Annotated in this window: 14 protein-coding genes; all 14 read left to right on the plus strand. The window is 37.5% G+C overall.

Features of this window, described 5'->3' with window-relative positions:
- The first annotated feature begins 1 nt into the window (after position 1).
- Positions 2–1,186, plus strand: coding sequence for a glycoside hydrolase family 88/105 protein (locus ACRD7B_RS19485; RefSeq protein WP_430826318.1), 1,185 nt, complete (start codon positions 2–4; stop codon positions 1,184–1,186).
- A gap of 52 nt (positions 1,187–1,238) precedes the next feature.
- Complete coding sequence (locus ACRD7B_RS19490) at positions 1,239–2,573, plus strand: pectate lyase family protein (protein WP_430826319.1); 1,335 nt, start codon at positions 1,239–1,241, stop codon at positions 2,571–2,573.
- On the plus strand, positions 2,570–5,785 hold the full coding sequence (locus tag ACRD7B_RS19495) for a SusC/RagA family TonB-linked outer membrane protein (RefSeq protein ID WP_430826320.1): 3,216 nt from the start codon (positions 2,570–2,572) through the stop codon (positions 5,783–5,785). Before ACRD7B_RS19490 ends, ACRD7B_RS19495 begins: the two co-directional genes overlap by 4 nt.
- Positions 5,786–5,803: 18 nt before the next feature.
- On the plus strand, positions 5,804–7,576 hold the full coding sequence (locus tag ACRD7B_RS19500) for a RagB/SusD family nutrient uptake outer membrane protein (protein WP_430826321.1): 1,773 nt from the start codon (positions 5,804–5,806) through the stop codon (positions 7,574–7,576).
- A 34-nt stretch (positions 7,577–7,610) separates the two neighbouring features.
- The gene (locus tag ACRD7B_RS19505; RefSeq protein ID WP_430826322.1) at positions 7,611–9,194 is read left to right on the plus strand and encodes a DUF5123 domain-containing protein; all 1,584 of its coding nucleotides are present in this window, start codon (positions 7,611–7,613) and stop codon (positions 9,192–9,194) included.
- A 93-nt stretch (positions 9,195–9,287) separates the two neighbouring features.
- Positions 9,288–10,976, plus strand: a complete 1,689-nt coding sequence (locus ACRD7B_RS19510; RefSeq protein WP_430826323.1) for a pectate lyase family protein — start codon at positions 9,288–9,290, stop codon at positions 10,974–10,976.
- Positions 10,977–10,989: 13 nt separating this feature from the next.
- The gene (locus ACRD7B_RS19515; RefSeq protein WP_430826324.1) at positions 10,990–11,724 is read left to right on the plus strand and encodes a rhamnogalacturonan acetylesterase; all 735 of its coding nucleotides are present in this window, start codon (positions 10,990–10,992) and stop codon (positions 11,722–11,724) included.
- Positions 11,724–13,367, plus strand: coding sequence for a glycoside hydrolase family 43 protein (locus tag ACRD7B_RS19520; RefSeq protein ID WP_430826326.1), 1,644 nt, complete (start codon positions 11,724–11,726; stop codon positions 13,365–13,367). The genes ACRD7B_RS19515 and ACRD7B_RS19520 overlap by 1 nt, the downstream gene beginning before the upstream one ends.
- A gap of 1 nt (position 13,368) precedes the next feature.
- Positions 13,369–14,607, plus strand: a complete 1,239-nt coding sequence (locus ACRD7B_RS19525) for a DUF4861 domain-containing protein (protein WP_430826327.1) — start codon at positions 13,369–13,371, stop codon at positions 14,605–14,607.
- Between the two features lie 15 nt (positions 14,608–14,622).
- Positions 14,623–15,558, plus strand: a complete 936-nt coding sequence (locus ACRD7B_RS19530) for an alpha/beta fold hydrolase (protein WP_430826328.1) — start codon at positions 14,623–14,625, stop codon at positions 15,556–15,558.
- Positions 15,548–16,780: a pectinesterase family protein gene (locus tag ACRD7B_RS19535; protein WP_430826329.1), complete on the plus strand. Its 1,233-nt coding sequence runs from the start codon at positions 15,548–15,550 to the stop codon at positions 16,778–16,780. Before ACRD7B_RS19530 ends, ACRD7B_RS19535 begins: the two co-directional genes overlap by 11 nt.
- A gap of 20 nt (positions 16,781–16,800) precedes the next feature.
- Positions 16,801–20,448, plus strand: coding sequence for a pectinesterase family protein (locus ACRD7B_RS19540; protein WP_430826330.1), 3,648 nt, complete (start codon positions 16,801–16,803; stop codon positions 20,446–20,448).
- Positions 20,449–20,594: 146 nt separating this feature from the next.
- Positions 20,595–22,094 (plus strand): right-handed parallel beta-helix repeat-containing protein, encoded by a 1,500-nt coding sequence (locus tag ACRD7B_RS19545; protein WP_430826331.1) that lies wholly within the window; start codon positions 20,595–20,597, stop codon positions 22,092–22,094.
- Positions 22,095–22,253: 159 nt separating this feature from the next.
- On the plus strand, positions 22,254–23,230 hold a 977-nt coding region (locus ACRD7B_RS19550; protein ID WP_430826332.1), incomplete at its 3' end, for a PfkB family carbohydrate kinase.

Raw genomic sequence — 23,230 nt, forward strand, 5'->3', positions numbered from 1 at the left:
TATGAAGTATCTGATATATATAGTTTTATTAGTAAGTTTGTTAGCGTGTAAATATCGTTCGGAAGCATCATCACAAAATGTAGATTCAAGTCGTAAGTGGTCGGTAAAGATGGCAGATAATGTGATTAATGAATATGATAGTTTAATCCATTACCTCAATCCTAAAAAAGTAAAATGGGAATATGATTATGCTTTTCTCGGACAGGCCATTGATCGATTGGGTGATATTGATGCCAAGTATTCTAAATATATGGCGGATTACATTAACTATTTTGTTCGCGAGGATGGCAGCATTTTCAAATATAAATTAAGCGATTATAACATCGATCGAGTTAATCCGGGTAAAAATGTGATTACACTTTATAAAAGAACCGGAGAAGTTAAGTACAAAAAGGTTATTGAACAGTTGGTGCAGCAAATGTATGAACACCCAAAAACACAAAATGGTGGGTATTGGCATAAAAAGCGCTATCCACATCAGATGTGGTTGGATGGTATTTACATGGCATCGCCATTCTTGGCTCAATATGCAAAGGAGTTTAATGAACCGCATTGGTTTGATGTGGTAAGCTTTCAGATTAAGCTTATCTATCAACAAACCAAAGATGAAAAAAGTGGCTTGCTTTTTCATGCATGGGATGAGAGTAAAGAACAAAGGTGGGCCAATTCTGAAACTGGTCAATCGCCACATTTTTGGAGTCGTGCCATGGGATGGTATGTGATGGCTATCGTTGATGTACTTGATTTTTTGCCAAAAAATCATGCGGATCGATCAGAGTTAATTACCATTCTTAAAGAGACCTGTAGTGCTTTGATGGAAGTACGTGATTCGGAAACAGCCCTTTGGTATCAGGTTTTAGATCAAGGAAATAGAGAAGGGAATTACCTTGAAGGTTCGGGGTCGGCCATGTTTTGTTATGCAATGGCCAAAGGATCAAGCAAAGGCTATTTGCCAAAAAAATATCGAACATATGCTGAGCAAACATTTGAAGGGATACTTACCAATTTAATTACTGAATATCCTGATGGGCATATCGAAATGAAGGATGTATGCGGTGGATGTGGGTTAGGTGGAGATCCCTATCGGGATGGTTCATTTGAATATTACATTTCGGAGAAGAAAGTGATTAACGACACAAAGGGAGTGGCTCCTTTTATTTTAGCTGCTATTGAATTAGATAGATAGACTGATGTTAGTTGGCTATAACTATTGGCCAACAAAATCAAATATTTAAATTATGAAAATCCTAGTAAAAAACGTTTTGTTTTTGGCTTTGGTGGCACTTGCATTTAACTGCTCCAAAGCTCAGCAAGTTCCTGCATTTCCTGGTGCTGAGGGTGCTGGTAAATTCACTTCTGGAGGCCGTGGAGGATTCGTTTATACCGTTACCAATCTTAATGACGATGGCCCAGGAAGCTTAAGAGATGGTGTTCAGAAGAAAGGGGCACGAACAATTGTTTTTGGGATTAGTGGAATTATTGATCTTAAGTCTCAATTAGCCATTAATAATGGAGATCTTACAATTGCAGGACAATCAGCTCCAGGAGATGGAATTTGTATAAGTGGACAAGGTCTTCGTATTAATGCAGATAATGTAATTCTTCGATATTTACGAATCCGTCCAGGAGATGGCTTACAGACCGAATTGGATGCTTTAACAGGAATGCGTCAAGCAGATATAATAGTGGATCATTGTAGTTTAAGTTGGGCAACGGATGAAGTCTGTTCTTTGTATGATATAAATAATTTAACACTTCAGTGGTGCATTTTAAGTGAGAGTTTGAATAATAGTTTTCATTCCAAAGGCTCTCATGGATATGGTGGAATATGGGGTGGACAAAAGGCTACTTTTCACCATAATTTATTAGCACACCATACAAGTCGTAATCCTCGATTGCAAGGAAGTAGAGGCCATAAGCGTCCGAAGAGTGAGCAAGTTGAAATGGTGAATAATGTTGTTTACAATTGGCGCTCTAAATGTATTTATGCTGGTGAAGAGGGCAACTATTCCATTATAGCTAACTTTTTTAAGCCTGGACCTGCAACTGGTAAAAAAGCAAGCAGAAATATTTTAGAACCTTATAAACCATTTAGTAATTATAATTTTTCCGAAAATATAGTGGATGGTAATAAGGAATTAAGCGAAGATAATCGAAAGGCAATTCTAATGCCGATAGATTCTATTACACGGTTTGTAAAGTCAGAACCATTATACAATTCGGGTATTAAAATAGAAACCGCACAAGAGGCTTATTTAAAAGTCTTAAATACTGCAGGCGCAAATCTGATCCGAGATAAGGTGGATAAACGAATTGTGGAAGAAGTTAAAAATGGATCTGCACTGGGAGCACAGTTCGGCATAATTAATTCACAGGAAGATGTTGGAGGCTGGCCTGAAATAAAAAGTGTTATAGGCCCTGTAGATTCAGACAAAGATGGAATGCCTGATAATTGGGAAGTTTCCCAAGGCCTAAATGCGCATGACAATACAGATGGATCCAAGTATATATTAGATAAGTACTACACAAATTTAGAAATGTATTTAAACAGTTTACTAAAGCAAATCTTATGAAAAAAGAAAATTGTCAACTCAACAAGTTTTTGTTGCTTGGCTTGTTAATGCTCTTCTTATGTAGCAATACCAGTTGGGCACAAAAAGTCAGTGGTAAAGTTACTGATACGAGCAATCAGCCATTACCGGGAGTTACCGTTATGGTTAAAGGGACTACAGATATTGGAACGATAACGGATATTGAAGGTAGATACGAATTAAGCATACCAGATATTCAAAATGATGTGCTTATCGTTTCGTTTATTGGAATGGTAACGCAAGAAATTGCTGTTGCTGGCCGTTCCACAATTGATGTTACGCTTATCGATGAGTATACTGAACTTGATGAAATAGTTGCCATTGGATATGGAACAGTAAGGAAAAGAGACATTACTGGGTCTGTTGTTTCCGTTAAAGGATCAACTTTAGAAGCTATTCCAGTAACGTCTGCTGCTGAAGCCATGTCAGGTCAGATGGCAGGTGTTCAGGTGATCACGACTGAAGGATCACCTGATGCTGATGTTACTATTCGAGTTAGAGGTGGTGGCTCCATCACCCAGGATAATTCTCCAATGTATATTGTAGATGGTTTCCCAGTTAACTCAATTTCTGATATTCCCGCTTCTGAGATTGAATCTATCGATGTGTTAAAAGATGCATCATCTACCGCCATTTATGGAGCTCGCGGTGCAAATGGCGTTGTTATTATAACGACTAAGAGTGGTGAAGAGGGAAAAGTGTCAGTAAGTTACAATGCTTATACTGGTATTAAAAAGATTGCCAAAACTCTCCCAACACTTGGAGTAGAGGATTTTGTACATTGGCAATATGAGGTGGCTGCCTTAAGAAATGGTATGGAAGATCTTTCTTCTTTTGAAAGGTATTTTGGTTATTATCAAGATATTGATCAATATGCAGGACAAACGGGTAACGACTGGATGGAGCAAGTTTATGGGCGAACAGGAAAAACCTTTAATCAGGATTTGAGTATCCGTGGTGGTTCAGAAAAGTTTGCTTATAATTTCAGTTATGCCGGAATTAGTAATAAGGAGATTATGCTTGGATCGGATTTTAAGCGACACAACCTTGCGCTTAAATTAGATCACAAGCCTAATGATAAAATTGCACTTTCATATTCGGTGAGGTACTCTGATGCCGAAATCAATGGAGGAGGTGCAATTGATCAAATTTCTGGTACACCAACAGATTCACGTGTTAAACATGCGATGATTTATTCACCAATTCCATTAAATGGATTGGAAGATTACGCTGATGAAGATGTATCTAGTTACATGATTAATCCTTTAACTGCTGTTGCTGATAACGATCAGGTGCAAAAAAGAACAACACTCAATATGGGTGCTAGTTTTGCATGGGAGATTGTTGATAATTTACAATTTAAAACTGAAGTAGGTATGCAAACATATACCTATGGGAGAGATCGATTCTATGGGCCAAGTACTTATTATGTTTCAAATTATGTTGATGCAGAATATCAAGGATTACCTGCCGCTGAGATTAGAGAAACAAAAAGGGGTAAATATAGAAGTACTAATACTTTAAATTATGATTTTGCAAATATTGTACAAAATGAGAATCATGGTCTTAAACTTTTAGTTGGTCAGGAATTATTATACGGATATGAAAGTGTACTTACAAATACTGTTCAAGGATATCCATCGTTTTTTACTTCAGACGAAGTTTTTAGACTTACGACTCAAGGTGTACCACTAAATATCGATAACGAAATTAAAGCAGATAATAAATTGCTTTCGTTTTTTGGACGAGCTAATTATGACTTTAAAGGTAAATATTTAGTATCAGCTACTTTTAGGGCCGATGGTTCTAGTAAATTTGCTGAAGGAAATCGATGGGGATACTTTCCATCTGCTGCTGTAGCTTGGAGAATATCTGAGGAGAGTTTTATGGAAGGTATTTCAGGAACTCTAAATAATCTGAAATTACGAGTTAGTTATGGTACTGCTGGTAATAACAATATTCCATCAGGTCAACTTGTACAGGCTTTTGGTTCGAACAGTACAACCTATATTAATGGTGTAAGTGGGTATTGGTCTGTTGATAGTCAAATGGCAAATCCAAATTTAGTGTGGGAGACAACGGTAACTCGTAATGTTGGATTAGACTTTGGATTATTCAATAGTAGGCTAAGCGGTACCTTTGAAGTTTATCAAAATACAACTACAGATCTTTTGATCAACTTCCCAGTTTCGGGTACGGGCTATGCGAGCCAATACAGAAATATGGGTGAAACCCAAAATCACGGTTTGGAAGCTTCTATTAATTGGGTAGCAATTGACAAGCCTAACTTTGGACTTAATTTTGGTTTCAACGTGGGAATGAACAAAAATAAAATAAATGACCTAGGTACAATGGGTGATTTCGGTCAGTCATCAGGATGGGCTTCGACAGAAATTGGTACTGACTATTGGATTGCCAAAGGTGGTCCAGTAGGTCAAATTAGAGGTTATTTATCTGATGGTCGATATGAAGTGTCAGATTTTGAGGGCTATGATGAGGTTTCTGATACTTGGGTTTTGAAGGAAGGTATTGCTGATAATACAGGTCTTATAGGAACCCTTCGCCCAGGATCGATGAAGCTAAAAGATATTAATGGAGATGATGTTGTTGATGTAGATGACAATACTGTGATAGGTGATGTTAACCCGCTAAGCACTGGTGGTTTTAATATATCTGCACGAGCTTATGGCTTTGATTTAACTACTATCTTTAGTTATAGTTATGGAAATGATGTGTACAATGCTAATAAAATTGAATATTCATCAACAAGTAGGTATCCATACCGAACTATGATTGATGATATGGCCGCTGGTAAAAGATGGAATAATATCGATGAAAGTGGACAATTGGTAAATGACCCTACGACACTAGCTGCGATGAATGAAAATACATCGATGTGGTCGCCATTTATGAGGAATTATATTTTGAGCGATTGGGCAGTTGAAGATGGTTCTTTCCTACGTTTGAACACATTAACCTTAGGGTATACTATTCCAAAATCATTAACTGAAAAGGTACGTATAAATAACTTAAGGTTTTATGCAACGTGCAACAATCTGTTTGTTTTAACCAATTATTCGGGATTCGATCCAGAAGTTTCAACACGTAGAAAAACACCTCTAACACCAGGTGTTGATTATTCGCCCTACCCAAAGAGCAGACAGTTTATTTTTGGTTTAAATCTTAATTTTTAATTGAAGCATCTTTTGATTATGAAAAATATAACATACATACTGATTTTGTTTTTGGCAGGCGTGTTAAGCTCGTGCGAAGACTACCTAGATGCTCCTACTCAGTCCACTATGGATGAGTCATTGATATTTTCAAATGTTGAATTGGCAAAAGGAGCGATCGATGGAATAAAAGAACCAATGGGACAGACCAATTCTTATAGAGGTAGGTTCTTAACGCATTACGGATCTAATACTGATATTGAGTGGAATAATTCAACGTCAATAAATGCACGAGGTGATTTATCTCGATATATAAATTCCTCTACGAATTCTGATATGAACAGAGACAATGTTTATTGGGCGATGTTATACAGAGGAATAGAGCGTGCCAATGTATGTATTAGAGGGCTGCGAACATATGGGAGCCCAGAACCCGGGACAGAGATGGGACAGCTTCTTGGAGAAGCAATTACACTTAGAACCATTTTTTATTCTGACTTATTAAAAGCACATGGAGACATTGTTGCCAGATTCGAACCGATAACATCAGAAACTATTTACATGTCAAAGAGCAATAGGGATGTTATCTATAAGCAGTTGATTGCAGATTTGGAAGAAGCAGCTACCTTAGTTGCTTGGCCCAATGAAACGGCAGCTACATCTACTACTGAAATGGTTAATAAGGCTTTTGTTAAAGCTTTTCGCGCACGTCTTTGTTTGTGGGCTTCTGGATATGCACAACGAGGTGCCAGTATTAGTCGAAGTTCAGATCCGGAATTATCAGTTGATGTATTATATCCGATTGCTTTGCAAGAATGTAAAGATGTAATGGAAAGTAACAAAGCATCATTAGAAACATCCTTCGAAACCGTTTGGAGAAAAAATTGTGAGGAAGTGATTACTGCAGGGGCAGAATCGCTGTGGGAAGTTCCTTTTTCCGAGGCTCGTGGTCGTCATTTGTTTACTTACGGAGTTAGACATCAAATGGCTGATCAATACACAGGTCAACCTCGCGGCGGCGCTTATGGACCGCTTCCAAATGTTTACTATGATTTTGATTCCAAAGATACACGTCGAGATGTTACTTGTGTTCCTTATATCTGGAGTCAATCAAATCCGGCAAAGCAAGAGTTGGATGGAGTTAATACTTGGTATTTTGGTAAATGGCGTTACGAATGGATGAAACGTTACGTGACATCAACGAATGACGATGGCGTAAATAAAATATTTATGCGCTATGCAGAAGTCGTATTAATGGCTGCTGAGATTGAAAATGAATTAAACGGTCCAGTCGCTGCTGCACCTTACTTAAAACAAATTCGCCAAAGGGCATTTATGTCTGCTGATTGGTCTGACAAGGTCGATGCTTATGTTGATGCTGCTTCAGTAAGTAAAGAAACTATGTTTAAAGCCATTGTAGATGAACATGGGTTTGAGTTTTGTGGTGAAATGGAAAGAAAGATGGCTTTGATTCGTTGGAATTTGTTGAAAACAAAGATGGACGAAGCAAAAATTAAAATGGATGATCTTCGAAATCAAGTTGGCGAATATGCTGATGTACCAACAACCGTTTATTATAGTTATTTGGCCGATGGCGAAACACTAGATTATTATGGTATGGAACGAGGAGAGACAGCTGATAAATCTGCCGATTATGAATTCCAGGAAACTTGGGTTAGTCCAACAAAAATTGAAGATGATAAGATTAACTCGCTCTATTCAAACGATCCGGACCAGAATCAATTCTGGCCCATTTGGCAAGTTTTTATTGATGCCAGCAACGGTATGCTGAATAATGATCCGCTTAATTAAGATTGTTTAATTAGTGAAATTAAAAAGTAATCAAATGAATAAAATATTTAAATATATCGGATTCTTAGCGGGTATAGTTGCACTGTTTGCATTAAATGCCTGCGAAGATAATATTAGTCCAGTGGTTGAAGAGCTTAAATTTGATAGGGTGTTTACACCATTGGATTTGGAAGCCAAAATAAGCAACCAGACTACTGTATCAATAAGTTGGGGTTTTAATAAAGGAATCGATTCTTATGTAGTGGAGATCAGTGATGATAGTTTAAAGTTTGACAATATCATCCATACCGCTTCTGTTGCTCCTGATGAAATTCCTTATATCTATGATTTACCTGCAGGAGATAGTCAATACTCTGCACGTGTTAAAGGTGTCAGTAGTGTTGCTTCTGATTCTAAATGGAATAACCTTGCTTTTAAATCGTTGCCAGAGAATCTTTTTAATCGCCACGATATTATCATGACTGGTTTGAATGAGATTACCTTGAGCTGGTTAGGAGGTAAAGCTGTTACTTCGGTATTGTTTGTGTCTGCAACAGATGAAACATCTTTTGATATTTCAGATGAGGAGTTAGAAGCAGGTGTGAAGTATTTTAGTGATTTGCCTAATGATGTATATGAAATCAGGTTAATGAATGGTGATAAAGTCAGAGGTTTTCAGGATTACACCATGGAAGGGGATGTGCTTATTGATTCAGGAGCTGATTTGGCTGCTGCTATTGCTGCTGCCTCATCTGGTGATGTTATAATGTTGGAAGCTGGTGGACGTTACGGATTTATTGGAGATATGACTATTGATAAAAGCCTTAAAATTAAAGGTCTTGATGGTGAATTGCCTGCAGTTTATACAACGTCCGGAGATAGAATGTTCTATATTGGTTCAAGTTTAACGCCTTCTGATTCATTGGTATTTGAAAAACTACATATGAGTGGATATGTGAATTTCGACGAGAATAGTAGTAAGATCCGTGGTGTATTTGATATGGAATCGGAAGCTTGTAATATTGGGGCAGTTAAATTCTTAAGCTGTGAACTCAATAATATGGGGCGTCAGATTATGCGATTAAGAGGCGGTTCTGATCAAACGGTTGATCAATTTATTATTGACGATTGTATTATCCATGATTTAGGTTCTAGTAGCGGCAGTTACGGGGTGTTCTGTGCAACAGAAACAAACACAAACGCTCGAATTGTGAAAATAAGCAATACAACATTAGATCAATTTGTCTGTCATTTTATTCGATATGACGATGCAACTGCTTGTGAAAGCATAATAGTTGAGAATTGTACTTTTAATAAAGTGCCATTTAAATCAGGACGTTATTTGATGGATGTAAGGAATGCCGTTATTTCAGATGGTGTCTACGTTAATAATTGCATATTTGGTACTACTTCATACGGTGATGATCCTTCAATAAGCGGTATCAGAGCGGCGGATGGAACTACAGTAGCAATTAATAATACATACGCTACAACTGATTTTGTTAATTCAGGCTATTCAATTGTAGAAATGTGTATGCCACTTGGAGTGAGTTCGACTAGTTTATGGACAGATCCTGATAATGGCGATTTCACTTTCTTTGGTGATGCTGTTGAAGCGGGAGATCCTCGCTGGTACTAAAAGACTTATTAAAATAAGGGCACAACTGTTCTTGTTGTGCCTTTATTTTTTATAAAGTGTATTTCTATTATACTACAGATTTAATTGTTCTCTATGAAAATTGTTTTATTCAGCTTACTTCAGTTAGCCAATTTGTTTCTATGTGCTTGTACCAATGAGAAGGAAAGTCCGGACACACCTTCAACCATTGAAATAGTATTTGATAATCCAAATCCATTAAATGTTGACATTTCGACTTACAAGCCTATTATTAGTGGAGATGTTAGTAGTGAGAATGCTTTAAAAAGTGTTCATGCCTTTCAGGTTAATGAAAACACAGAAGTTGTTTTGGAACAAGTAAATCTGCCTGAAGGAACATTCGATTATAAATTTAATTTGGCAGTTGCCTATCAAATTTCTACTTCAAGTATCAGAATTGAAGCCATTGATGATTTGGGGCAAAAGAAGGTTGAATCCATTGAGGTTAATGTTGAGCAATTACCAGCAGTTGATCCTTCACCCATTAGTGATAAAGATGCATTTCCTGGAGCGGAGGGCTTCGGACGTTATACCACAGGTGGGCGCGGTGGTAAAATATTTTTTGTAGAGAATTTAAAAGATGATAATAAGCCCGGATGCTTGCGGTGGGCAATTAATCAAGCAGGTGCCCGAACTATTCTATTTCGTGTATCTGGAACCATAGAATTAGCTTCTCCTCTTGTTATCAACCAAAGTCATCTAACAATTGCAGGACATTCAGCTCCTGGCGATGGCATTTGTATTTCAGGTAATTATACGCAATTAAACGATGAAGTAGAAAATGTGATCATTCGTTATTTACGTTTCCGCGCAGCCAAAGGATCAGGAGAATATGATGCAGCTTGGGGCCGCAACTGTAAAGATATTATTTTCGATCATTGTACATTTAGTTGGGGAAATGATGAAGTAGCCAGTTTTTATGATAATGAAAATTTCACCATGCAATGGTGTTTGATTAGCGAAAGTTTTTATCGTTCGACACATCCCAAAGGTGATCATGGTTATGGTGGAATATGGGGTGGTTGGGGAGCTAGTTTTCATCATAATTTAATTACCCATCATACCAGTCGAAATCCTCGCTTCTGTGGTGCTCGATATCATGAAGAATCAAGAGAAAAAGAAATTGTTGATTTCCGAAATAATGTTATTTACAACTGGGGAGGCAACAGTGTATATGGCGGTGAAATGGGGCAACAGAATATGGTCAATAACTACTATAAGTCAGGACCAGCTACCCAGTCATCAAAGAAAAACAGGATTGTTGAAATATCAAGTGTTGACAGTAAATGGTTTATCGAAGGTAATTATATCGAAGGATATCCAGCCATATCGAATGATAATTGGAACGGAGGTGTTCAAGGTCAATCAAGTAATCCAATTGTTAAGGCAACCGTTCCCTTTGCCAGTGGAGAAATTATAAGCCAAACTGCAATTGAAGCATATGGTTCTGTTTTAGAAAAAGTTGGAGCGAGTCGGAAAAGAGACTTTGTTGACGCTCGCATTGTTTCTGAAGTTACCGATGGAGTTGCTTTATACGGTGGATCTTACGGATCTCAAACAGGAATAATTGATTCAGAATTAGATGTGGAAGGCTACCCTGTTCTTGAAACATACAATGTGATTCTGGATATGGATAACGACGGAATGGACGATATATGGGAGGAGAAAAATGGCCTTGACCCTAAAAATCCATTGGATTATAAGGAATTTACACTTGATGATAATTATACCAATGTAGAAGTCTATATCAATAGTCTTATCTAATAACTCTTAAAGCATGAAGCGTTTAATTAACTTTTTTTTCACAGTTCTGATTTTAGCGTCCTGTCAGCAACCATCAACCTATACCATCTATTTGGCAGGTGATTCAACCATGGCAGAAAAGCGAGAAGATAAACACCCAGAAACGGGTTGGGGAATGGAACTTCAATCTTTTTTTAACGATAATGTAACAATTGCTAATCATGCCAAAAATGGCAGGAGCACGCGTACTTTTATTGAAGAAGGTCGATGGGATTCAATTATGGGATTGCTCCATGCTGGAGATTATGTTTTTATACAGTTTGGTCATAACGATCAAAGCAAGCATAAAGTTGACAGATACACTTCACCTGAAGATTTTTATCAAAACCTTTGTCGTTTTGTTGAAGATGTGAATGCCAAAAATGCAACGCCTGTTTTACTGACACCTGTTATGCGTCGCCGATTTAATGAGGATGGTGTATTTTACGATGTTCATGGTGAATATCCTGATCTGGTTCGTAAGGCTGTAGCTGATAAGAAGGTTACCTTACTTGATATGCACAAATTGTCTGGGGATTTACTTATTCAGTTGGGCGAAGAGCAGTCTAAGTCCCTTTTTATGATTGCTGATTCTGCTGTTTGGGAAAATTATCCGGATGGTATTGATGATAACACTCATTTTAATGTAAAAGGAGCTACAATGATTGCTGAGTTGGCAGTTAAAGCTATTAAATTAAGTGAAATTGAAATCAAAGAAGATTTGAAATAATGCGGTTATTCTTTTGCCTGTTATATGTTTTGGTGATCTTGTTTTTAGCAGGGTGTAAACAGGTTGTTACGCCCAGCTTTCAGGGGGTTTCTGTTACTTTAAATAGTGCAGATAATAATGATGGTACGTATACCAATCCAATTATCCAAGCAGACTATTCTGATCCTGACGTCATCCGGGTAGGGAATGATTATTTTATGACGGCTTCGAGCTTTAATTGTGCGCCAGGCTTGCCTATTTTACATTCAAAAGACTTGGTGAATTGGCAACTGATCACCTATGCCTGCGATGCTGTTTATCCGATAGAACATTATTCAAAAGTACAGCACGGTAATGGTATTTGGGCTCCGTCTTTACGGTATCATAATGGTACTTTCTATATTTTCTATGGCGATCCCGATTTTGGCATTTTTATGCTTAAGGCAAAGGAAGCAATGGGGCCATGGAGCAAACCTTTATTAATTAAGGAAGCCAAAGGATGGATTGATCCTTGTCCGTTTTGGGATGAAGATGGGAAAGCCTATTTGGTGCATGCTTATGCTGGTTCAAGGGCTGGTTTAAAAAGTGTTTTGGCCATTAATAGAATGAATGATGAAGGTACAGAATTATTAGATGATGGAATATTGGTTTTTGACGGGCATAAGCACCATAAAACCATTGAAGGGCCCAAATTATACAAGCGAGATGGCTACTATTACATATTTGCTCCGGCCGGAGGAGTTGCAGAGGGGTGGCAAACTGTTTTACGTTCCAAGTATATTTATGGCCCTTATGAGGATAAAATTGTACTGCAACAGGGTGAAACGGATGTGAATGGGCCGCATCAAGGTGCAATGGTCAGCCTTGCAAATGGCGAAGATTGGTTCATGCATTTTCAAGATCAGGAGGCTTATGGACGTGTTGTGCATTTGCAACCCATGCATTGGCAAGATGACTGGCCAATAATGGGGAAGCCTACTAATGGTTGTGGTAATCCTGTTCAGATGTATGAAAAGCCAAAGGTTGCGCCGGCAGTATCTTCGTTTCAAGTAAAATCAATGAATGATGAGTTTGATAGTGAAACGATTCCGTTGCTTTGGCAATGGCATGCTAATAAGAGCCTTGATTGGGGCTTGTGTTACCCAGGTGAAGGTGTTTTTAGAATGAATTGTCAAGCCTATCCTCAGAGCTATTCTAACCTATGGGATGTGTCATCTTTATTATTGCAAAAGTTTCCTTCACAGGTGTTTGAGGTGGAGGCTAAAATTAACATCAATCTTATTAATAATACCGAACGGGTAGGTTTTACTGTAATGGGCTCAGAGTATTGTTGCTTAGAGGTGTTTAAAGCTGAAAAGCAATTGTTTTTAAGGTCTTGTTTATGTGTTGATGCCCGTTCTGGTTCAAATGAACAATACTCTGAACCTATCTCTATTGATGCATCAGACATCCTATTTAAATTAATTGTGAAACAAGGTGCTTTGTGTGAATTACAGTACTCTCTTGATGGGGTAAGGTATACTACTGTTATTGATGGTTTTGAGGCTAAACCAGGACGTTGGATCGGCTCAAAGTTTGGTTTTTACGCGTTAAAAGGTCACAATTTGAACGATAGTGGGTGGCTAGATATTGACTGGGTGAGGTATAAAACAAAAAATGAATAAAATGGATAATAAGCTAAAAGGATTACTCGCTGCAATACTTTCAATTGTATTAATTTCTTGCGCATCAAGTGAGAAAAAAGAAGGTGTAACTATAACTGTTTCTAACGATGCATCAGTCGATTTTATTGGATTGTTAGAAATTAATCCTGATAGTATAGACGGGCTGAATGCAGGAGATATGTTACAAGCCTTTCATATGGGTAATGTAATTGCGACGCAATGGTGTGATACCAATGGTGATGGAAAGGAGAATGTTCTTTGTGTAGAGGTGGCTCTAAAAGCCAAAGAAAAGAAACAGTTGTACTTGGTTGAATTGGACGAAAGTGAGGCAAATGTAGTTTTTGAAAACAAGACACAAGCAGAGCTGTGGCATAAAACAACAGGCAAATTTAAAGAAGGTAGATATGTAGGAGGAGGTAACTTCTCGAAATTTGATTCGCTGCGTGTGCCCGATGGCTTTATGGATCATGCTTATTTTATTAAGTATGAGGGACCTGGATGGGAATCTGATAAAGTGGGTTACCGCTTATATCTCGACTGGCGAAATGCGATAGATGTGTTTGGTAAACGTGTCAGCCAACCCATTTTACAAGATGTAGGTGTGGATGGTTATGAAAGTTATCACCATCTTGAATATTGGGGCATGGATGTACTGAAGGTTGGTAAGTCATTAGGCCTAGGATCTACCGGATGGTGGGATGGAGAGAAAGCCATTCGGGTTGAGCAAACCGATAGTGTTAGCTGCCGCATCTTATCAAGTGGAATTATGCGTTCGCAAGTGCAAATATGGTACAATGGTTGGCAACTAAACGATTCAAAGGTAAATTTAATATCACTAAAATCCATCGATGCTGGCAGTCGTATGACGCACGAACATTTATCATTCGATAAAGCTATTAAGAATATTTGTACTGGTATCCGTATTGAGCCCGAAACCAAAATAATTACTATTGAAGGTTCGGAGCAAAAATGGGCTTGTTTGGCAACTTGGGGCAAGCAAAGCTTAAATGCCGATCATCTTGGCTTAGCTATTTTGTACCCACTTCATCAAGATGCTGTCATTACAAAAGATAAGGATAGTCATGTTGTTGTTTTTGAAAAAGCATTACAGGTAGTAGACTATTATTTCTTGGCTGCCTGGGAACTTGAAAAAGATGGTATAAGTTCCGAAGCTGATTTTGTTCGTTATCTGGAAGATGAACTTAATAAGCTGGAAAATCCATTGACTTTGACAAAGTAATAACAAGGTTGCAACATGATACGCGTATTTCTAATCATACTATTTAGTGTTTCCCTGCTTTGGATAAGTGAGGGACAGAATGTGTCTGTTAAAGATACATCTTATACTGTGTGGTCTGCACTAAAAAAGGTGAAGAAAAAGTATCCAAAAGTTACGCTTGCTAAGGTTGATGCAAAAGGTGTATTAATGCAAGAAGATGTGATCTTTTTTTCTCATAAAGAACGCGACTTACATGCTGATTTATATCGCCTCACAAAGAACGATAAATGTGATAAGCCACTTGTGGTTTTGATTCATGGTGGAGGCTGGCGATCGGGAAATAAAAGCATGATGGAATCCTTAGCCCAAAAATTAGCATTACAAGGTTATGTTACAGTAGCTATTGAATACCGTCTCTCAGATGAAGCAACTTATCCTGCGGCTTTTAATGATATAGAAGATGCCTTAGATTTTTTTAAACTGAACGCAAAACAATTCCAAATTGATAGTAATCAAATCGTTCTTTTAGGATGTTCTGCTGGTGCTTCATTAGCTAGTTTGCTTGCTGTAACTTCTGAAAAGCATTCAATTAAGGCTTTGGTTAATATTGATGGAATCATTGATTTTACTGACCACAACGAAAGTGGAAAGGACTTAGATCCCAAAGAACCATCTGCTGGCGCCCGTTTTTTTGGATGCACATTTAAACAATGTCCTGAAGTATGGAAAGAGGCTTCTGCTGTTAATCATGTTAACAAATATGCACCTCCAAGTTTATTTGTAAATAGCTCTATTTCTAGGTTTCATGCAGGTCGTGATGCTTACGTATCTGTATTGAAAGCAAACAATATTTATTACGAGATACATATTTTAAATGATTCACCTCATTCGTTTTGGTTGTTTGAGCCTTGGTTTGCGGAAACGAGTCATCATATTCTTCACTTTCTAAAAATTGTTTTGGATGAAAAGTAAGCTGTACTTAGGTCTGATAATAGGGTTCCTTTGCTGTGCTAATTCGGCCTTTAGTATTGAGGATATGGTTGTGGCAGCTGATGGCACAGGTGACTATTATACCATATCTGAAGCCATCGAAAGTTTACCATATTACAATTATGAGCGAATCGAAATTTTCATTAAAAACGGTGTTTACAACGAAAAGATACGGTTAGAGCACAATTACTTGACCATTAGAGGTGAGAGTCGTGATTCAACAATTATTCAATATGCGCAATTGCGCGAGGACTGGCAGAAGAATAAAGATCATATCGGACCAGCTGTTATTAATATTCATGCCGATGATATTATTCTTGATCAGTTAACCATTCGTAACACACAGCCTGAAGTTGGCCCGCATGCTTTTGCAATATTTGGATTAGGAACACGCACCATCATTACTAATTGTAATGTTATGAGTAATGGTGGAGATACCCTCTCTTTATGGAATTACAAGCATGGTATGTATTACCATGATAATTGTTATTTCGAAGGTGCTGTTGATTTTGTTTGTCCCAGAGGATGGTGTTATATCTCTCATTCAATTTTTAAGGAATTAAAAAACACTGCTGCTATTTGGCATGCCGGACCTTCTCATGTTGACCAAAAGTTTGTGCTTAAAAACTGTCAATTTGCGGGTGTGGATAGTTTTTATTTGGCACGTCATCATTACGATGCACAGTTCTTTTTCCTTGATTGTACTTTCCCAGCTTTGTTAAAAGATAAAGCCATTGAACATGTGGTTTATCAAGACAGACCTGAGAAAAATCGGCCCTATTTGTATGGTGATCGATATTATTTTGATAATTGTAAACGTATTACTGGCAATTACACTTGGTTTACCAATAATTTAGAGGATGCTGCCATTACAAAAGAACAAATCACCCCAGCATGGTCATTTAATCATCAATGGAATCCTTTGGATACGTCTTCTCTGATTGTTAAAAGTGTTGAACATGAACATAAGTCATTGTTCTTTTTGTTCGACGAAGCTGTTATGACTGAGGGCGAGTTGATCATTCGCTTAGCATCTGGAAAAAATCTAAGTTATTATGGAGGTAATGGTTGGAAACGATTAGAAATGCGAGGTGAGTCAGAACTCACTTCGGAAGATTGCAATTGCGAATGGGAAGTAATTAGCGGAAATGTCAAGACTATTAAAGCTACACTCCAACCACGATATTTAAATAACCACAAATAGAGTATAAAAAATCCAAAATTATGAAAACGACAATTTTACTTTTTTTTATTGTAGCATTTACTAGTTTATCTTCAGTAGGCCAAATAGTTGGCGTCACCGATTATAATCTTGAAGGTGCCATAATATCTTCTGGTAACACTGAAGCTACCATCATTGTGAACGATGGTAATGCACTGACCTTTAGTCAGGGGACAGGTAGTATTATTGGACAGAATGGTGGTCATGGAGCTATCATGAGCAATGGTAATACGATTACCATGAAAGTATTAAATACAGCAAATATTACATTTTCGTTATGTAAGTATAGTTCAACAGGTGCTACTTTTTCATTTACAGATGAAGGTGATAATAGCTTAGGTTCCGTTATCGCAGAAAGTAAAACAACCAATATTGATGAAGAACTGGTAACCTTTTCATTTTCGGGTTCTGCACAAACGATCAAAGCCACTTTAAATGCAGGTGGATCTGTTTATTTACATCAGATTTCAATTGAAAATATAGAAAGTCTTCCAAGCTTAGAGGGTAAAACTCAAGTTTGGGATTTTGGTGCTGAAGCATTAGTAGGAACCCAGTATTCTAATATGCTTGATGCAGCATCTATCAATGCATGGTACCCGGGCATTACTGGTGGAACTGCTGGAGTAAATTTACCCGAAACTTTTACTTCGGATGTTCTAACATGGATAGGAAAGCCATCGGCAGACCGTTTACGCACAACAAACACTGCACTTACACGTTATGATAATAAATCCAACGGTTCTTACACTGGTTATGTTTATGCAAATGGTACGGTTTCGTTAGTAGATGGTATTCCAGGTAATCGTTATTTTGAGATCGAACTTGAAGAGGATGATGAAGTTTCTGTGGTTGCAATGGCAAATAATGGCCCTGGTACATTAACTTTCGCATATAAAGAGGATTTAGCTTTACAATTTGATGAAGTTACTATCCCTGTTGGAACAGCTACTGAATTTAATTTTATTGCTAACCAAGCTGGGACCTATATTTTCTATGATGCTGTAGATAAAGGTAGTTATTTTCGTGTAACTCGTAAAAATGCTGATTTTGTATCTGTTAGTGGTACTGTTGACGAATCATCAGCTACTTTAATACCTAATGGTTATGGTATTGTTTTTACTAATGCTGTTACCGGAAAATCCTGGACTGAAATTGTGGAATCAGCAGCTTATTCAATTAATTTACCAACAGGTCATACCTATAATGTTTCCTTGAGTGATGCTAATGGTTATGTTATTTCTGGTAACAATACAATTGATGTTGCAGTTGCCACTACATTCGATCTCGTGATTGAACAAATCGATCTATATACTGTTTCAGGTGCGATAACAGGATTAGGAGCTGATATTGATAAGCTTAGTCTTGTTTATACTCCTGATCCTGCTCAAAATAAAGTTTACTCTCCAGAACTGACAATAGATGCTGATGCAAGTACTTATTCTGTAGTTTTAGAACCTAATTGTGAATATACAATTTTAGCTGAAGGAGTGAATGATTATTCAATAGGATCGAATTCGATTATTATAACGGGTAATGAAACTACGGATATTAGTTTTGCCGTTAAACCAGTATATCCAATTACTTTAAATGTATCTGGATTAACAGCTCCGCAGGAAGCCGTTGTACAAATTGATTTTACCAACCTATATGAGGATGGTTATTCTTATTCATTTTCTGATCTTTCAACGATTTCATTACGTGATGGCCTATATTCAATTATAGCAGTAGGTACTGATGAATATGCTGTTGAAATGGCATTGACTTCTAATTTAGAAGTGTCTGGTTCAGCTTTAGTGAAAGATATAGTATTTAAGGAAGTTACAAATTGGACTTTTGATGATAAAGAAATTACAGGCGATTCATACAAAGGGCTATTATTCACAGGTACTGGCACTGTAAGTAGTCAGATGAGTAAAGGCCATTTAATGGCTAAGAATGGAGATGTAATTTCTGTTCCAGCGAAAGTAGGCCAAAAAATGATTGTTTCGTATTATTATAATGCTGACTTTTCAATTGATGGTGGAGATGCGATAACTACCGGTAGTGGAAGTACTAGTCTTATAGAGACTGTTGAATACTCGTATCCAGGTGTTGTAGATGGAGCGATTAATATAACGGTTGGTTCCACCTATGGAACAACTTACATTACCAATATCGAAGTGTTAGAAGTAGTGCCTTATACAGCCACAATTACCGTAGGTAATGATAAAGATTACCAAACCATTAATGAAGCTCTTGCCGCTATAAAGTTAATGAGTCGTAGTGATGAACAACGTGTTACTATTGAAATTGATCCAGGTAACTATGAAGAAATGTTAGTAGTTGATGTAGATAATGTATCACTCACTAATGCGGCGGTTTCTCCAAGTATAGCATTAAAAGATGCAGGTGTTAATATTGATGACAATGCAGTTCGTATTACTTCGTATTACGGTCATGGCTATAGTTATTTTAGCATGAGTAATGATCAAAAATGGCATGCTAATGTTTTGGCAGTTAATATAGAAAATGGCTATTTATCGTATGAAAACAAAGGTGCCGGGACTTCTAATGGATCCTATTGGAACGCAACTGTTGTTGTACTTGCAAATGGCTTCGAAGCAAATAATATCATTTTTGAGAATTCATTTAACCAATATGTTTCTGCAAAAGAAGCTGCAGATATAGTTGTTGAATGGGAAGTTGGCGGAAAAGGTACTCGACCTATGGATGCAGGAAATACATCTGTTCAGAATAAAGCATTTGTTGAAAGAGCCGCAGCTATTGCCATTCAGGGTGGTGACAAAATCATATTGAATAACTGTCGTGTTGTTGGTCATCAAGATTCTTTTTACGGAGGTAAAGATTCTCGTGTAGCTGTATACAAAGGTAATATGATGGGTGGTACTGATTATATCTTTGGAGGTATGATTGCCGTATTTTATAAGGCAGAACTAGCCTTAACAACAAGTGTTGATGGTAATGATGTAGCCTATATAACAGCCCCTCAGCAAACCTATGGTAGAGGCTACTTAATGTATGAATGTACCGTGACATCAGCAAAACCTTCAGTTGATGTAGCGAATACATATCGTTCTAAACCAGGATACTTTGGCCGTCCGTGGGCCCCTAATACTTCAGAGGTTGTTTTTTATAATACAACTATTGAAACATCCAACCACGTTGGAAATGAAGGAGAATCATTAATTGTGCCGCTTGGATGGAATAGTACATTAAGTGGGGAGTCTGAAGGGATGTCAGAGTACAATACGATGGAAGAATCAGGTGCTAATTTCTCTGGCTCTCGTGCAACTTGGGCAACACAATTGCCAACACCATATTTACTAGATGGAACAGAAATTACCACCTTTAATTTTACCAAAGGCGCTGATAATTGGGATCCTATAGCAGTATTAATTGCCAATGATCCTAGTACTGCAATTTCATCGGTGAAGAGTAGCCCAATGGTTAATGTTTATGCAATCGAAAGTGAGATTGTTTTATCCAATGTGAACGAGCATTGTGTAGTACATGTATATTCTACTCAGGGTATTCTTGTAAAAACTTTTATAGCACGAAAAGATTCAAGGTTTTCGTTGCCAAATGGTTGTTGGATTGTAAATGTAAGGAGTCAGGCCGGATCAAAGTCTGTTAAAGTATTGACCTTATAATTAAATTCTTATTAGTGGGAAGTGCATTGTTATTGACAGGGTTTGGTTTATAATGAGTAAAAATCTAGCGATAAGTATTGCATAATTGTACTTCTCTTAGCGATAAAGTATGAAGAGGAGTGATGGGATAATTAATTTGTGAGAAGATGAAACAAAGATTTATTTATTTTTTTGTATTGTGTTTTTTTATTCAAGTAAGTGTTGCTGGAACCAATTACTATGTATCAACAGAAGGAAGTGACTCGAATAATGGGACTTCTGTATCTACACCATTTGGCAGTATTACAAAAGGGATATCTTTAGCCAATGCAGGTGATATAATATATGTTAGAGGTGGAGAATACAAGTATGACGCTAAAATAAGTTTAAGCCGTGATGGTACTTTAGAAGCTCCAATTAGGATGGAAGCCTTCGAAAGTGAGATCCCAATTATTGATTTCTCTGATATGGCTGTGAGCAGCAGTAATCGAGGTTTTAGTTTAAGTGGTGATTATTGGGTGATTAAAGGACTTAAAATACAGTACGCTGGAGACAATGGTATGTTTGTGTCAGGTAATAATAATACCGTTGAAAATTGCGTTTTTTTCGCCAATAATGATACTGGTTTACAGTTGGGAAATGGAGCAAGTAACAATCAAATTATAAATTGTGATAGTTATGGAAATGCTGACCCAACAGATTATGGTGATGCAGATGGTTTCGCCTGTAAAATGGATGTTGGTGATAACAATTATTTTTATGGCTGTAGGGCATGGTTAAATGTAGATGATGGTTGGGATGGGTATTTACGAGGAGCAGATGATGTCAATACAACAATAGAAAACTGTTGGACATGGATGAACGGTTATTTTTTGGATGGTACAGATGCTGGTTCAAAAGCAAATGGCAATGGCTTTAAAGTTGGAGGAAGTGATGACAAAACATTGATGCACAATTTTACTTTGATTAACTGTGTAGCTTTCGATAATAAGTCCAAAGGGTTTGATCAGAATAATAATCGTGGAGATATTAATTTTTTTAACTGTACAGGCTTTAGAAACGAAGGTAAGGATTATTCAATTCCCTTATCACTCAATAGCGGTAAACAGGCAGAAGTTGTCAATTGTATTTCAATTGATGGTGATATTAGTTTAGGAAGTTTTGTTGCGCAGCAAACCAATAGTTGGAATGGCTTTGTTTTCAGCAATAGCGATTTTGTAAGTCTTGATACAACTGGGGTTTCAGGAGCAAGAAAGGCAGATGGTAGCTTACCCGATTTAGGCGTTTTTAAACTAGTAGAAGGTAGCGACTTTATTAATGCGGGTACCGACCTTGGTTATGCCTATTATGGTAATGCACCTGATTTAGGCGCTTTCGAATCTAATTTTGGTGCCACTTGGATCGATGATCCAAATATGACAGAATTTGTAATTATGGGTAATCCTGTTAATCAGAATCTTCGTTTTAAGATGAGTTCAGATAAAATGCAAATTAATCAGGTAAAAATAATATCTATTAGTGGTCAGGTTGTTTTGAGTAAAAAGATCGAGTTCATTAATCACAACATGTTTGAATTAGATGTTAGAAGCTTGAGTCCTGGTTTGTATGTGTTGGCAATTGAAAGCAATACAGGAATGTGGTGTCAAAAATTTACAAAAGCTAATTGACATTAATACAATGAATACACATTAAGAATGTTAGGTGAAAAATAAGACATACATGCGGGCATTAATAAAACCTCGGCGATCAATAAAAGAATTATTTGTGTGATTGATCGTGTGTGCGCACACAAGTTAGATTATTACTAATAAAGAATTAAATCAGATATGAAAAGAGAAAAGAAAGTAGTCACTTTCGGGGAGATTATGCTCCGATTATCAACACCAGATTATCAGCGTTTTACACAGGCCAAAGAGTTAGACATGTGCTATGGTGGAGGAGAGGCCAATGTTGCTTATTCTTTAGCAAATTATGGAATCGATGCTTCATTAGTAACACGAATTCCGGATAACGACATAGGTAAAGCATGTATGATGGAGTTACGTAAGTATGGCGTTAATACGGATAAGCTATTGTATGGTGGAGATCGTTTGGGAATTTACTTCTTGGAGACAGGGGCTGTTGCTCGTGCAAGTAAAGTGGTTTACGATCGTGCCCACTCTTCTTTTTCATGCATAGAACCGGGTATGGTTAATTGGGATGAGGTATTGAAAGATGCTGCCTTTTTTCATTGGACAGGCATTACACCTGCTGTTTCGCAGGGAGCTGCCGATGCCTGTTTGGAGGCAATCCAAGCTGCAAATCGTTTGGGCGTTACAGTGTCATGTGATTTAAACTATCGCAAAAACCTCTGGAAGTATGGTAAGCTAGCTTCGGAAGTGATGCCTGAATTAGTGGCGGGATGTGATATTGTTTTAGGTAATGAAGAGGATGCTGCAATGGTGCTGGATATTCACCCTGAAGGAATGGATGTAACTAGTGGCCATGTTGAAGCAGAAGCTTACCGCAGCGTATCACAACAAATAATGAAACAATACCCACGTGTAAAAAAGGTAATTACTACTCTTCGTGGATCCATTAATGCCAACCACAATAAATGGTCCGGAGTATTGTATGATGGCGAAACGCTATTTAAAGCAGCCGATTACGATATCACTCATATTGTTGATCGTGTTGGAGGTGGCGACTCGTTCATGGGAGGTTTGATTTATGGACTATTAACTTATGAAGGTGATGATCAGAAGGCGCTAGAGTTCGCCACAGCAGCTTCTTGTTTAAAGCACACTATTAAAGGTGATTATAA

Source organism: Carboxylicivirga fragile, assembly GCF_050589805.1.
In the GTDB taxonomy this organism is placed as follows: Bacteria; Bacteroidota; Bacteroidia; order Bacteroidales; family Marinilabiliaceae; genus Carboxylicivirga; species Carboxylicivirga fragile.